This window comes from uncultured Bacteroides sp., from assembly GCF_937912035.1.
Classification (GTDB): Bacteria; Bacteroidota; Bacteroidia; order Bacteroidales; family Bacteroidaceae; genus Phocaeicola.
The window spans coordinates 23,792-39,197 of record NZ_CALDPF010000024.1 but is presented as its reverse complement, the minus strand read 5'-3'; the positions used below and the strand labels follow the sequence as shown (position 1 = coordinate 39,197).

Below are 15,406 nucleotides of genomic sequence, written 5' to 3'. Positions count from 1 at the left end.
TCTCAAACACCAGTGGAGTAACATCCATCCCGGTTCGACCCCGGGTCTGGGTACAAGGAAAAAAGCTAAGTATAGGAATAACTATTACTTAGCTTTTTTTGTTTTTACATGTAAAAACAATTTCTTTCCTTTTGTTAAGACATAAAAAGAATGTATTTTTGAAAAAATCAACCAATCAATTACAAGATATGCAGTCAGTGGTTTGGCAGGAGATTGAACAACTATATCAGGAATTTCAGAAGCTTGGTATCAGTGAGGCGGTGGACTATGATAAGTACTACCTCTATTCTCTTATAACCCATTCTACTGCTATCGAAGGTTCTACTCTTACAGAAGTGGAAACTCAAATGTTGTTTGATGAGGGTTTGACTGCTAAGGGAAAGCCACTCGTATATCATTTGATGAATGAGGATTTAAAGAAAGCATATGAGCTTGCCAAAGATGAAGCCAAACTAAAAGTACCTGTTGCACCGGTATTTTTGCAAAAACTGAATGCTGCACTGATGCGTACTACAGGTAGTACATATAATGTAATGGGTGGATCATTCGATTCTTCGAAAGGTGATTTCCGTCTGAATTAAGTTTCAATGCCCATCTCAATTTGGTGACTATCCATCCGTGGGTGGACGGAAACGGAAGGACTGCACGTCTGTTGATGAATTACATACAGTTCTGTTACAATCTTTTTCCGACTAAAATATTTAAGGAAGATAGGGAAGAGTATATTTCTGCCTTACGTCAATCCTAGGAAAAAGAAACAAATCTGCCTTTCTTGGATTTTATGGCTGGTCAGTTAAAGAAATCCCTCTCTTTGGAGATTGAAAAGTTCAATGCTTCGCAGAAGAAAGGATTTAGTTTAATGTTTTAGCTGTGATTGCAAAATTATTTCTTTTCATAAACGCGAAGTTTGTATCGGTATTAAGCCTTAATTGGAATCTTGCATCTTTAGCTTATCAATTCCATTACTGAGGTAGAGGAGGTATATTTATGTGAAGGATGTGAAGGTGAAATGTAATATGATTTATTGAGAATATTTTTATCTGAACTTAACTGATGCTTATGACTTTTTCCAATATAATAAAATCCATAAAAAGTTATTATCCGGTTTCTGACGACTCTATAAACCAACTTGTTAAGCATTTTACTGTACATTCTTTTCCGGCTAAGCATCTAATTATAAGAGGCGGTATTATTGACAGAAATGTTTACTTTATAGAAAAAGGTTTGACCCGTTCTTATTGCTTGGTGGATGGTGATGAACATACTACATGGTTTTCAAAAGAAGGTGATATTACTTTCGGTCTGTTATGCTTATACCATAATAAAGCCGGGTTTGAATTTGTTGAAACAGTGGAACCAACTATTGCGTATTCAATACCGATAAATATTCTGAATAAACTGTATGAAACCAATATTGAGATTGCTAATTGGGGCAGAGTTATTCATCAGGAGTGCCTGCTTACTTTACAATGTGTGAGGATTGATAATCTTACTATGACAGCAAAAGAGAGATACAATGTTCTTTTGAAGAGATTTCCGGATATATGCCAGAGGGTGAATTTGGGATATATTGCTTCATTCCTTGGCATATCAATATCTACTTTAAGCAGGATAAGAGCTGAAAAGTAATAATTTATAAGTGCTTTTTGATATAGGTCAAAAAATGTGTTTAATGTGCTGGCTACTTTTGTAGAAAAAAAGCATGAGAGCACAACTGATTGAAAAAGAAGACAAGCGCATTGTATGGCTTGACTTTGTGAAATTTATCGCAATCTTCATGATGATAGCAGTACATTGTACGGATAATGTTACTCCGGCTGAGCGTTCTGAACCGTGGTATAATTTTTGGGGCAGTTTCTACGGTTCGTTTATGCGTCCTGCCATACCTCTGTTTGTTATGGTTACGGGAGCTTTGCTTCTGCCAGTAAAAGAGAATGTTTCCGCTTTCTATAAAAAACGCCTGACCAGACTTCTTGTTCCTTTTTTAATATGGTCAGTTCTGTATAATCTTTTCCCATGGATAACCGGATTGTTGGGACTTTCTCCCACTGTAATTAATGATTTCTTTGCGTGGGCTGAACCTGATCAGTCTTTTTCTAGTGCCTTGCATAACATTCTGATGATTCCTTTCAATTTCTCTATGTTTGCGGTGCAGATGTGGTATGTATATCTTCTTATTGGGCTGTATCTCTATATGCCAATTTTCTCGGCATGGGTCAGACAGGCATCGCTAAAAGAACAGAAAGTATTTCTGGCTCTTTGGCTTGTATCACTTTTCATTCCTTATTTAAGAGAATATCTTACAAAAGACCTTTGGGGTACATGTTCTTGGAATGAGTTTGGTTTATTATATTATTTTGCCGGATTCAATGGCTATTTGCTTTTAGGTCATTATATTATAAAAAATAATATTGACCTAAGCTGGACTAAGTTGGCTGTTATTGGCATCCCTTCTTTTGTTGTAGGCTATTGCATTACCTTCTTCGGTTTTAAGTCCATAACAGCGGTTCCGGGTCAGCCTGTAGAACTGGTGGAACTGTTCTTTACATATTGTTCTCCTAATGTACTGTTGATGACTCTCCCTGTTTTTCTTGCTGTTAAAAAGTTAAAATTCCAATCCGTTGCGGTTAGACGTTTTGCGGTCAGCATTTCCACCTGCACGTTTGGCATCTGGATGTCGCATTATCTTTTCCTTGGACCATGCTATATGCTTGTCGAGTCATTGCCTTTGCATACAATGGTGAAAATGATAGTATGTACTATACTGCTTCTTTCGGTTACCTGGGGCTTTGTTTATGTAGTAAGAAAATCAGGGAAATTGGGCAAATGGATAATGGGATAATAGGGATTGGGCGTATAACATACCCCCGAAAGTTAGACAAAAACTTTCGGGGGTATGTTTAAAAAAATAGGTTCCTATTTTTTGTATTCAAATTTTTCAGAATGCTTCTTTGCGTTTCCCGCTTGTAATAATCAGATATATACCCAGTAGGATGAGTGGTACACTGAGCCACTGACCGATGTTAAGCGTCATGCCTACTTCTTCTGCTACTTGCGGATTTTTGATGAATTCAAGTCCGAGACGTGCTCCGAAAAATATTAGAAGCGAGATTCCGGTGATAAGTCCGATTCGTTTCTGAAGACCGAATTTGTGGTATGCCAACCATGAGAATATAAAAGCTACCGCACAGTACAGCATTTCGTATATTTGTGTAGGATGGCATGCTTGTGCCACTCCGTTCTGATTGTAAAGTTCCTGCCATTCGCGTGAGCGTACAAACTCAAATCCCCATGGGAGGTCGGTAGGATAGCCGAATATCTCGGAGTTCATCAGATTGCCGAAACGGATACACGCACAGACCACAGCCACTGCAGGTATCAGACGGTCGAACAACCACCATACGCTTTTGTGTGTAACCTTTTTGGAATACCATATCAAGGCAAGTATCAATGCGAATACTCCTCCGTGACTGGCAAGTCCGCCTTTCCATATTTTAAGTATCTCTAATGGATGTGATCCATAATAATCCCATTCGTAGAACAGGCAGTGTCCAAGACGTGCACCTACAACGGCGCTCACAATACAGTAGACAAACAGTTTGTCTGCCCAGTCGTCAGGGTGACCTTCTTTCTTGAACAGGCGCGAGCCCATTTCGTATGCCAGGATAAATCCCAGGCCCCACATTAGTCCGTACCATCTCAGCTCTATAGAACCAAGACGTAGAAGTATGGGATCGACGTCCCAAACGATGCTTCCTAAAATCATGTTTCTGAGTTTTTTGATTTATATGTGCAAAGGAAATAAAAAAATCTCTCTCCCAAAACGAATAGGGAAAGAGATTTTATGGAAAGATTAATAAATAGTCTGATTATACCAAATGAGCGATAAGTTCTTCGCGGTCGCCTTCAAGAAGGTCGATTACAGGAACTTCAATCATTGTGTAGCATCCTGGCTGCTGACGCATAGAAGCACGTGCCACGCAAACCAATACCTGAGCAGTAAGAGCAGGGTTGTTTATCTTCATGTCGAATTCGAACAACTGGTTGTGTGTCTTACCGGAAACACCTTTGCGTACAAGGTTTACACCATGACCAACATCGTTGAGGTCGTCAACGCAAGGAACCTGGATAACGTGTGTCTCATCGTTTACGAAGTATGCATCCGATTTGATAGCTGCTTCAACTGTCTTGAAGTCTGCACCTTCCTCAAGTTCTACATATACCATACGGCGGTGGATTCCAGTACCTATAGGGATTGTCATAGACAATGCATCCTTAACACCTGCAATGGCGCGTACTGCAACAGAGTGTCCCATGCTGCGGCCCGGACCGAAGTTAGTGTATGTGATACCTTTTGGAGCGATAGCTTCAAGAAGTGTACGTACTACAGAGTCACTTCCCGGATCCCATCCTGCAGCGATGATTGAAACTGCATTGTGCGCCTTTGCTGTTTCGTTCAATGTGCGGCGCAATGATGTGATTTGTGTGTGTATGTCGAAACTGTCAACTGTATTGATACCTAATGCAAGGATTTCCTTTGCGTACTGTTCTACGCTGCGTGTAGGAGTTGCAAGAATTGCTACGTCAACGCCTTCAAGTTCCTTTATGTCTTTTACAACTTTATATGGTGCAAGTTCTGCTGGTTTGTTAGCATCACCATTACGGCGAACTACACCTGCAATCTCAAAATCAGAAGCAGCTTCAAGTGCTTCGATTGTAAACTTTCCAATGTTTCCGTAACCAACTACGGCAGCTCTAATCTTTTTCATAATTTTATTGGTGTTTAATTGTTTATTCTTTTCTGTTTTGTTACAAGAAATATATCCTGTATTTTTGTTGCTGCAAAAATAAAAAATTAGAATTGTTCTAAAGAGAAAAAGGAGGACGTTTTTTGAAATATTTCAGTAGTAACTTACAATTTATAACTTTGAGGTGCTTATTTTTGTCGTTAAATTATAATTTATAACCAAAATATGATTGAATATATAAAAGGAAAACTTGATGATGTTACACCTACCATGGCGGTAGTGGACTGCAACGGAGTGGGATACGGTGTGAATATTTCTCTGAATACATTTTCTGCCATACAAGGGAAGGGGGATGTAAAACTATATATATACGAGGCTATAAGGGAAGACGCGTATGTACTTTATGGTTTTGCGACAAAACAGGAAAGGGAGCTTTTTCTTATGCTGATAACTGTGTCGGGAATTGGTGGTAACACAGCCAGAATGATTCTCTCTGCTTTAAGTCCGTCTGAATTATGTAATGTGATAAGTTCAGGCAATGAGAAATTGCTGAAGATGGTAAAGGGTATCGGACTGAAGACAGCCCAGCGTATAATAGTGGAACTAAAGGACAAGATACAAAATATAGGTGTAGAAAGCACCGGAAATGTTTCTACACCTATATCTGCAGCTAACAATGAGATATATGAAGAGGCCGTCGCCGCTTTGACTATGTTGGGATTTGCACAGGCACCGTCGCAAAAGGTTGTCGGACAGATTCTTCATGAAGAACCGGATGCGCCTGTGCAGAAAGTCATCAAGATTGCCCTTACAAGACTGAGATGACGGTGGATTATTCCACGGTTACTGATTTTGCAAGGTTTCGTGGACGGTCAACATCCAGTCCTCTGCATACTGCTATATGGTATGCCATCAGTTGCAGCGGAATGGATGTTACCAGAGCGTCCAGACACTCAGGAACTGCTGGTACCGGTATGCTGAAATCGGCAAGTGAGCTGATTACCGTATCACCTTCTGTAACAATAGTTACCACTCTTCCGCCACGTGCCTTTATCTCCTGAATGTTACTCAGAACCTTGTCGTAGAGCGGTGAATTGGTTGCGATGACCACTACCGGCATTTCGGCATCAATCAGTGCAATCGGTCCATGCTTCATTTCCGCTGCCGGATAACCTTCGGCATGTATATATGATATCTCTTTTAGTTTCAGGGCTCCTTCCAGTGCTATCGGGAATGAATATCCTCGTCCCAGATAAATGAAATTACGTGCGTATGTAAACATTCTCGACAGACTGGCAATGTAGTCATTCTGTTTTAGAACCTGACGCATTTTTTCAGGTATATCATTGAGTGATGATACTATTTCTTTGTATTCATCGGTTGATATTGTTCCCATTTCCTGTGCCAGTGACAGGGCAAACATCAGAAGTACAGTAACCTGACCGGTAAATGCTTTTGTCGATGCCACACCGATTTCTGGTCCAACGTGTATATAAGAACCGGAGTCGGTTGCACGTGCAATGGATGAACCTACTACGTTACATATTCCATAAACAAATGCTCCACTGTTATGGGCAAGTTCAATCGCTGCAAGTGTGTCTGCCGTTTCGCCACTTTGTGAAATAGCCATTACTACATCGTCCGGCGAAATTACAGGGTTACGGTAGCGGAACTCCGATGCGTATTCTACTTCTACAGGTATGCGACACATTGTTTCAATGAGTTGTTTTCCTATAAGTCCTGCATGCCATGATGTTCCGCATGCCACGATAATGAAGCGTCGTGCTTTTATGAACTTTTCCCTATGTTCTTTTACCGCCGAGAGCAATATTGACATAGTTTCCGGGTTAAGACGGCCACGCATGCAGTCGGCTATACATTCAGGCTGGTCGAATATTTCCTTTATCATGAAATGAGGATATCCGCCTTTTTGTAACTGTCCGATGTTCAATGCTATGGTCTGTGCTTCGTGCGAGCATTCCACATTGTCCAAATCAACAATCTTGACCGGTTCACCATTTCTTAGTACTGCTATTTCTCCGTCTGACAGATATATCACCTTATTAGTATATTCCACTATAGGGGTAGCATCCGATGCAAGGAAGTATTCATCTTCGCCAATACCTACCACCAGAGGACTGCTCTTTCTTGCTGCAATGATTGTTTCAGGATGATTTCTGTCTATTACGGCTATGGCATATGCTCCGATTACCTCTTTTAATGCCAACTGAACAGATGTCAGAAGATCCAGATTTCCTTCTGTCTGTATATAATCGATAAGTTGTACCAATACTTCCGTGTCAGTACTGCTTTTGAAGACATATCCCTTATCTATAAGTTTCTGTTTTAGGAGAGCGTAATTTTCGATAATCCCGTTGTGTACTAAAGCCAGACGACCGCTCATAGAAGTATGGGGATGAGAATTTACCGTACTAGGTTCTCCATGTGTTGCCCAACGTGTATGTGCAATACCCGTTGACGCTGATGTATCTTTACCTGTTACGGTTTGTTCCAAGTCTGCAACTTTTCCTACTGATTTATAAACTTTCAGGTCTCCCGGAGTATCTATAAGTGCCACTCCGGCACTGTCGTATCCCCTATACTCCAATTTTCGGAGACCTTCCACAAGCACAGGCCATGCCTGACGCTTACCGATGTATCCTACGATTCCACACATATTTATTTACTTGTTTTCATTCAATACAAAAATAAGTATTTCCTGCTTAAAGAATATGTTTTACAATATATATAATTTGATTTTTTTAGACTTAAACTTATAAATCGAAATAAAAATGCCGCGTTTTAATTACAGTTTTGTTTTTATAAGATTAATTTGGTGAGCGTTTCGTAAGTATTTTGTTGTTACTACTATCTTTTTTTAAAGAAATTGTACTGGAAAAGAATCACAAAACATATAAATATCTACTTTTGTAGTGCAAAATAATACATATAAACGAGATTTTAGTACATAAAGAAACCAAAACGCAATGAAAGAGAATCATTTTATCAGAGAAAATGCTCCTCAAGGATTATATAGTCCGACAAATGAGCATGATGCCTGTGGTGTAGGAATGATAGTCAACCTGCATGGCGCAAAGTCGCATGAGTTGATAGACTCTGCTTTGAAAGTGTTGGAAAATATGAAACACCGTGGAGCAGAAGGAGCAGACAGTAAAACAGGTGATGGTGCGGGTATCATGATTCAGATACCGCATGAATTTATTCTTCTACAGGGGATTCCGGTTCCCGAAAAGGGTAAATATGGTACAGGGTTAGTGTTTATGCCCAAAGATAAAGCCGCTCAACAGGATATCATGAGCGTGATGATAGAAGAAATAGAGCGTGAAGGGATGACGTTGATGCATGTACGCACAGTACCGGTAAACTCGGATATATTAGGTAAGGACGCGCAAGCTACAGAGCCTGATGTTAAGCAGATTTTTGTTACAGCCGGAGTTGACGAGGCAGAGCTTGAGAAAAAACTGTATATCATCAGGAAAAAGATAGAGAATAGAATACAACTCAAAGACTTCTATATCGTGTCACTGTCCAGTAAGAATATGGTGTATAAGGGAATGCTTACTTCTACACAACTTCGTGAATATTATGCAGACCTTACACAGCCATACTTTACCAGTGCATTGGCTTTGGTGCATTCACGTTTCAGTACGAATACATTTCCTACATGGAGTCTGGCACAGCCTTTCCGTATGATGGCCCATAACGGCGAGATAAACACAATTCGTGGTAACCGTGCATGGATGGAAGCCAGAGAAAGTGTTTTGTCGTCAGAAAGACTTGGCGATATTTCTCAAATACGTCCTATTATACAACCAGGCATGAGCGATAGTGCCTCAATGGATAATGTACTTGAATTTTTCGTTATGTCAGGTCTTAGTCTGCCTCATGCGCTTGCCATGATGGTACCTGAGTCTATAAACGAGAAAAACCCTATCAGCCAGAAACTTAAGGATTTCTATGAATATCATTCCATATTGATGGAACCGTGGGACGGCCCAGCCGCATTACTTTTCAGCGACGGAAGATATGCCGGAGGAATGCTTGACAGAAACGGCTTGCGTCCTGCCAGATGGCTGGTTACCAAGAATGGAACTATGGTAGTTGCCAGTGAGACTGGTACAATAAGTTTCAATCCTGATGAAATAGAAGCTAAGGGAAGACTGCAGCCTGGTAAAATATTATTGATAGATACACAGGAAGGTAAAATATATTACGATAAAGAAGTTAAAGAAGATCTGGCATCGGCTTTACCTTACACAGAATGGCTGGCTGCCAACAGAATAGAACTTGATACGTTGCGCAGCGGACGTAAGGTGGAAAATTCTGTGAAGGACGCAGGAAGAAGACTTCGTATCTTCGGATATACCCGCGAAGACATAGAGCGTACTCTTACTCCTATGTGTGCCGCAGGTGCGGAACCTACAGCATCAATGGGTAACGATACTCCTTTGGCGGTATTGAGTGGAAAACCTCAGTCGGTGTTCAATTATTTCCGCCAGCAGTTTGCACAGGTTACTAATCCGGCTATCGATCCTATACGTGAAGAACTTGTCATGTCTCTTACTGAGTATATCGGTGCCGTAGGAAGCAATATTCTCAGTCCGAGCGCAGGACATTGCAAGATGGTGCGTCTGCCGCATCCTGTGCTTACTAATACACAGCTTGACATTCTCTGCAATATCAGATACAAGGGATTCAGTACTGTTAAGTTGAAAATGGTATTCAAGGCTTCGGATGGAGAGGAAGGACTTCGCCTGGCTATAGAGAATCTGTGTAAGAGTGCGGAAGAGGCTGTTGATGCCGGTGCAAACTATATAGTGCTCTCAGACAGGGATGTAGATGCTGAATATGCACCTGTGCCTTCACTTATTGCTGTAAGCGCAGTTCATCATCATTTGATTTCAGTACAGAAACGTGTGCAGACAGCGTTGATAGTTGAAAGTGGCGAAGCGCGCGAAGTGATGCATGCTGCATTGCTTTTGGGATATGGAGCGAGTGCAATCTGTCCGTATATGGCTTTTGCGGTGATAGACGGACTGGTGAAGAAAGGTGATGTACAGCTTGATTACGCTACAGCCGAAAAGAATTATATTAAAGCTCTCTGCAAGGGATTATATAAGGTTATGAGCAAGATGGGTATCAGCACGATACGTTCATACCGAGGAGCTAAATTGTTTGAGGCTGTTGGCTTGAATGCAGAGGTAATGAGAAGATATTTCGGTACCGACGTCTCAACAATAGGCGGAGCTGGTATCGGCGATATAGCTCATGATTACCTCAGATTCCATAGTTCGGGTGTCGCTATATCTGAAGATGAGGCAGGAACATTACTTGATCATATAGGTCTGTTCTCATACAGAAAAGATGGAGAACAGCATGCTTGGAACCCCGATACTATAAGTTTGCTTCAGCTTGCTACACGTACAGGCAGTTATAAAAAGTTTAAGGAATTTACAGCTAAAGCGGATAAAAAGGAAAATCCTATTTTCCTTCGCGACTTTTTAGGTTTCCGCAGGAATCCTATCAGTATAGACCAGGTGGAGCCAGTAGAAGATATAGTGAAACATTTTGTTACTGGCGCAATGTCGTTTGGAGCAATCAGCAAGGAGGCTCATGAGGCTCTTGCATTGGCAATGAACAGTCTTGGAGCAAGAAGCAATACCGGTGAAGGTGGTGAAGACAGTAACCGATTCTCTGAAATTTATCATGCCGAAGACGGAGATATCAGTCTGTGCAGCAAGACCAAGCAGATAGCTTCGGGGCGTTTCGGAGTGACAACTGAATATTTGGTCAATGCCGAGGAAATCCAGATAAAGGTGGCACAGGGAGCAAAACCGGGAGAAGGTGGACAACTGCCGGGATTTAAGGTTGATGAAGTAATTGCCCGTACACGTCATTCTATTCCTGGAATATCGCTTATTTCTCCTCCACCTCATCACGATATATATTCTATAGAAGACCTTGCGCAGTTGATTTTCGACTTGAAGAACGTCAATCCGCGAGCTGCTATAAGCGTTAAGCTGGTGGCTGAAAGTGGTGTAGGTACCATTGCGGCAGGTGTGGCAAAGGCTAAGGCCGACCTGATTGTGATTTCAGGAGCCGAAGGTGGTACAGGTGCTTCTCCAGCTTCGTCAATGAGATATGCCGGTATTCCGCCTGAGATAGGTTTGAGCGAAACTCAGCAGACTCTTGTGCTGAATGGGCTTAGAGGACAGGTACGTCTGCAGACTGACGGACAGCTGAAAACAGGACGTGACATTATAAGTATGGCTTTGCTGGGAGCTGAGGAATTTGCTTTTGGAACTTCTGTACTGATAGTGTTGGGATGTGTTATGATGAGAAAATGTCATACCAATCTGTGCCCTGTCGGAGTAGCTACTCAGGATGAAAAATTGCGTCAGCATTTCCGTGGACATTATAAATATGTTGTCAATTATTTCCGTTTCCTGGCAGAAGAAGTAAGAGAATATCTGGCAGAAATGGGATTTACAAAACTTGAGGATATTGTAGGACGTACAGACCTTATTCAAGTTGATTCTTCGGACAGTAAAGGAAAAATGTCAGGTCTGGATTTCGGAAGAATTTTACATAAGGTAGAGAGCAGTGCTGACATTCATCATACAGCCGACAAGCCTCTTGACTTATTGGGTATAAAGGATAGGGCTATGATTTCGGCGGCGAAAGAAGCTTTGGATAATAAGAAGCCTGTTGAGCTTGAATATACTATTTCCAATACAGACCGTTCGGCAGGTGCCATGCTATCAGGTGAGGTGGCAAGAAGATACGGTCATGTAGGTTTGCCTGACGGTACTATTAACGTGAAGTTTAAAGGTTCGGCAGGACAGAGTTTCGGTGCGTTCCTAACTTCGGGAGTGACATTCCGTCTGGAAGGCGAGGCTAACGACTATGTTGGAAAAGGTCTTAGCGGTGGACGTATCTGTCTGTTGCCTCCGTCAGGTTCACTGTTCGACGCATCTAAGAATACTATTGCAGGCAATACTCTGATGTATGGTGCCACTAAAGGTGAAGTTTATATTAACGGACGTGTAGGAGAGAGATTTGCAGTGAGAAACTCAGGTGCAATAGCCGTTGTGGAAGGAGTTGGCGACCACTGCTGTGAGTACATGACAGGCGGACGTGTGGTAGTGCTTGGCGATACCGGAAGAAACTTTGCGGCCGGTATGAGTGGCGGTATAGCTTACGTATGGGATCCTGAACATCGTTTCGACTATTTCTGTAATATGGAGATGGTAGAGCTTAATCTGCTTGAGGACTCTGCATCACGTAAGGAGTTGAAGGAACTTATCGAACGTCACTGGAGATTTACCGGTTCGAAACTGGCCCGCACCCTGCTTGATGAATGGCATAATCATATAGATGAATTCATTCAGGTTACTCCGATAGAATACAAACGTGTTCTGGCCGAGGAACAGATGAAGAAACTGCAACAGAAGATTGCGGAGGTACAGAGAGACTATTAATAATGAATAATGAACAATTAATAATTAGGAGTGATGTCATCCGCTCATTATTAATTATTAATTCTTAATTTTTAATTGAATAACATGGGAAATCCAAAAGCATTTCTAAATATACCTCGACAAGAGGCCGGCTACCGTCCTGTTCACGAACGTGTTGCCGATTATAGTGAAGTGGAACAGACACTCAACACAAGCGAACGCAAATTGCAGGCCAGTCGTTGCATGGACTGTGGAGTACCATTCTGTCATTGGGCTTGTCCGCTGGGTAATCGCCCTCCTGAGTTTCAGGATGCATTGTGCAAAGGCGACTGGCGCAAGGCTTACGAAATATTGAGCGCTACAAACGACTTTCCTGAATTTACAGGTCGTATCTGTCCTGCTCTGTGTGAGAAATCGTGTGTACTGAAGCTCAGTATAGACTCTCCTGTAACTATTCGCGAAGATGAGGCAGCCGTTATTGAGGCTGCATTCCGCGAAGGATATATCTCTCCGAAAAAATATGAAAGAAACGGAAAAAAGGTGGCTGTGATTGGTTCGGGACCTGCCGGACTGGCGGCTGCAAACCAACTGAACAAGCGAGGATACGAAGTTACTGTGTTCGAACGCGATGAGATGCTTGGAGGGCTTTTACGATACGGAATACCTAATTTCAAGCTTGGAAAGAATATCATAGACAGGCGTCTCAAGATAATGGAAGCTGAAGGTATAGTCTTTAAGACTAATTCAGAAATTGATCTGATGAAACTACCTGAAGGTTTTGATGCTTATGCCATATGTACAGGTACTCCTCAGGCTAGGGATTTGGCAATACCTGGACGTGAACTGTCAGGTATCCATTTCGCTATGGAGATGCTGGCACAGCAGAACAGAGTGCTTGCAGGACAGGAAATCGCAGAGAAAGACAGGATATCTGCCCGCGGAAAGCATGTACTGGTAATTGGTGGTGGAGATACGGGTAGCGACTGTATAGGAACATCACATCGTCAGGGCGCGTTGAGTGTTACTCAGATAGAAATTATGCCTAAACCTCCGGTTGGACATAATTCTGCTACTCCTTGGCCACAGTGGCCCGTTGTGCTGAAAACAAGCTCAAGCCACGAAGAGGGATGTACACGCCGCTGGTGCTTGAATTCAAATAAGTTTGTTGGCAAAAACGGAAAGGTAACAGCAGTGGAAGTTGAAGAAGTAGAATGGATTCCGGCTGCAGATGGTGGACGTCCTGTAATGAAACCTACAGGCAAGAAAGATACAATAAAGGCAGACCTTGTTCTGTTGGCTATGGGATTCCTGAAACCGCAGTTTCCTGAATTGCCTGCGAATGCAGTTGTGGCAGGTGATGCCGCTACAGGTCCGTCGCTAGTGGTGAAATGTATCGCTGCAGGACGAAAGGCGGCTGTGGAGATAGATAAGATGTTTGTCTAACAACTAACAACTTAAAAATTATGTGTGGTATAGCATGTATTTTCAATATAAAACAGCAATCGCCTGAGTTGAGACAAAAGGCTCTCACTATGGCGAAACGCATACGCCACCGTGGACCGGACTGGAGCGGGATATATTGCGGTGGCTCGGCAATTATGGCACACGAGCGTCTGTCTATAGTCGATCCTCAGAGTGGTGGACAACCATTATATTCGCCTGACGGAAAACAGATTCTGGCAGTGAACGGTGAAATTTACAATCATCGTGATATACGTGCGGAATTTGCAGGGAAGTATGATTTCAGTACAGGAAGTGACTGCGAGGTAATACTGGCTCTTTATCGTCAGTACGGAGTCGATTTCATAGAGAAACTGAGTGGAATATTTGCCTTCGCACTTTATGATGAAGAACGTGATGAGTTCCTTATAGCCCGCGATCCGATAGGAGTGATACCTCTGTATATAGGACATGATGCTGACGGTAAAGTATATTGTGCAAGTGAATTGAAAGCTTTGGAAGGAATGTGTGATGAATATGAACCTTTCTTGCCAGGACATTATTACTGGAGTCGTGAAGGTAAGATGCACAGATGGTATAACCGTGACTGGACAGAATATGAAGCAGTGAAAGACAGATATACTGAGATGCCTGATGATGAGGCGTACAAAGCTCAGGTGAGTGATGTACGTTTGGCTTTGGAAGATGCTGTGAAGAGACAGCTTATGAGTGATGTCCCATACGGCGTATTACTTTCCGGCGGACTTGACTCGTCTGTTATTTCTGCCGTAGCGAAACTGTTTGCCGACAAACGTGTGGAAACTGATGGAAAACAGGATGCATGGTGGCCGCAGCTTCATTCATTTGCTGTAGGGCTTAAGGGAGCGCCCGATCTGGAAAAGGCCCGTCTCGTGGCAGAATACATCGGAACAGTACATCACGAAATAAATTACACTATCCAGGAAGGTCTCGACGCTATACGCGATGTGATTTATTATATAGAAACTTACGATGTCACTACAGTACGTGCATCCACTCCTATGTATCTTCTGGCAAGAGTCATCAAGTCGATGGGTATAAAAATGGTGTTAAGTGGTGAAGGTGCTGATGAGGTTTTCGGAGGTTATCTGTATTTCCATAAGGCACCTGATGCACGTGCATTCCATGAAGAGACAGTACGTAAACTTTCAAAACTTCATCTTTATGACTGTCTGCGTGCCAATAAGTCGCTTTCTGCATGGGGCGTGGAAGGAAGGGTTCCTTTCCTTGATAAGGAGTTTCTTGATGTGGCTATGCGTCTTAATCCGGCTGTCAAGATGTGTCCAGGCAAGGAAATAGAGAAGAAGGTAGTACGTGACGCATTCTCGTCACTTCTCCCTAAGGAAGTGGCATGGCGACAGAAGGAACAGTTCTCCGACGGTGTAGGCTATTCATGGATTGATACTCTGAAAGCGGTGACTTCTGCGGCTGTTACAGATGAGCAGATGGCACATGCAGCAGATCGGTTCCCTATCAATCCGCCTCAGAACAAAGAAGAATATTATTATCGCAGCATATTCGAAGAACATTTTCCTAGTGAATCGGCTGCCAGATCGGTTCCTAGTGTCCCTAGTGTAGCCTGCTCTACGGCCGAAGCTTTGGCTTGGGATGCATCGTTCAAAGGAATGAACGATCCTAGCGGACGTGCAGTGGCAGGAGTACATGAATCAGCTTATTGAGGTATTAGTTGTTTGTTAT

The 15,406-nt window shown here is 42.4% G+C and carries 9 protein-coding genes and 1 pseudogene; 7 read left to right on the top strand and 3 right to left on the bottom strand.

From position 1 onward, the window contains the following. Nucleotides 1-188: 188 nt before the first annotated feature. The 3 genes and pseudogenes from Q0486_RS04475 to Q0486_RS04465 all read left to right on the top strand — a co-directional run bounded on the left by Q0486_RS04475 (nt 189) and on the right by Q0486_RS04465 (nt 2,842). A pseudogene (locus Q0486_RS04475) lies at nt 189-868 on the top strand (Fic family protein). A 191-nt stretch (nt 869-1,059) separates the two neighbouring features. Then, nucleotides 1,060-1,629 carry a Crp/Fnr family transcriptional regulator gene (locus Q0486_RS04470; protein ID WP_299230625.1) on the top strand — a complete coding sequence of 190 codons (570 nt, stop codon included), beginning with the start codon at nt 1,060-1,062 and terminating at the stop codon, nt 1,627-1,629. A 73-nt stretch (nt 1,630-1,702) separates the two neighbouring features. Then, the gene (locus tag Q0486_RS04465; RefSeq protein ID WP_299230623.1) at nt 1,703-2,842 is read left to right on the top strand and encodes an acyltransferase family protein; all 1,140 of its coding nucleotides are present in this window, start codon (nt 1,703-1,705) and stop codon (nt 2,840-2,842) included. Nucleotides 2,843-2,938: 96 nt separating this feature from the next. Here Q0486_RS04465 and lgt read toward each other — a convergent pair whose 3' ends face one another. Further along, nucleotides 2,939-3,763 carry a prolipoprotein diacylglyceryl transferase gene (gene lgt, locus Q0486_RS04460; protein ID WP_299230629.1) on the bottom strand — a complete coding sequence of 275 codons (825 nt, stop codon included), beginning with the start codon at nt 3,761-3,763 and terminating at the stop codon, nt 2,939-2,941. Nucleotides 3,764-3,869: 106 nt separating this feature from the next. Continuing rightward, on the bottom strand, nt 3,870-4,769 hold the full coding sequence (locus Q0486_RS04455) for a diaminopimelate dehydrogenase (protein WP_299230621.1): 900 nt from the start codon (nt 4,767-4,769) through the stop codon (nt 3,870-3,872). 204 nt (nt 4,770-4,973) lie between these two features. Here Q0486_RS04455 and ruvA point away from each other — a divergent pair, with 204 nt between their 5' ends. After that, the gene (ruvA, locus tag Q0486_RS04450; protein ID WP_204394386.1) at nt 4,974-5,573 is read left to right on the top strand and encodes a Holliday junction branch migration protein RuvA; all 600 of its coding nucleotides are present in this window, start codon (nt 4,974-4,976) and stop codon (nt 5,571-5,573) included. Between the two features lie 7 nt (nt 5,574-5,580). On the opposite strand, the gene glmS is transcribed toward ruvA, so the two are convergent. Beyond that, the gene (glmS, locus tag Q0486_RS04445) at nt 5,581-7,425 is read right to left on the bottom strand and encodes a glutamine--fructose-6-phosphate transaminase (isomerizing) (protein ID WP_299230618.1); all 1,845 of its coding nucleotides are present in this window, start codon (nt 7,423-7,425) and stop codon (nt 5,581-5,583) included. A 310-nt stretch (nt 7,426-7,735) separates the two neighbouring features. Here glmS and gltB point away from each other — a divergent pair, with 310 nt between their 5' ends. The 3 genes from gltB (at nt 7,736) to asnB (ending at nt 15,387) form a co-directional block, all read left to right on the top strand. Continuing rightward, entirely contained in the window at nt 7,736-12,250 is a 4,515-nt protein-coding gene (gltB, locus tag Q0486_RS04440; protein WP_299230616.1) for a glutamate synthase large subunit, read from the top strand. Nucleotides 12,251-12,334: 84 nt separating this feature from the next. After that, nucleotides 12,335-13,672, top strand: coding sequence for a glutamate synthase subunit beta (locus Q0486_RS04435; RefSeq protein WP_299230615.1), 1,338 nt, complete (start codon nt 12,335-12,337; stop codon nt 13,670-13,672). A gap of 20 nt (nt 13,673-13,692) precedes the next feature. Beyond that, entirely contained in the window at nt 13,693-15,387 is a 1,695-nt protein-coding gene (gene asnB, locus Q0486_RS04430) for an asparagine synthase B (RefSeq protein WP_299230614.1), read from the top strand. The last annotated feature ends 19 nt before the right edge of the window (nt 15,388-15,406 follow it).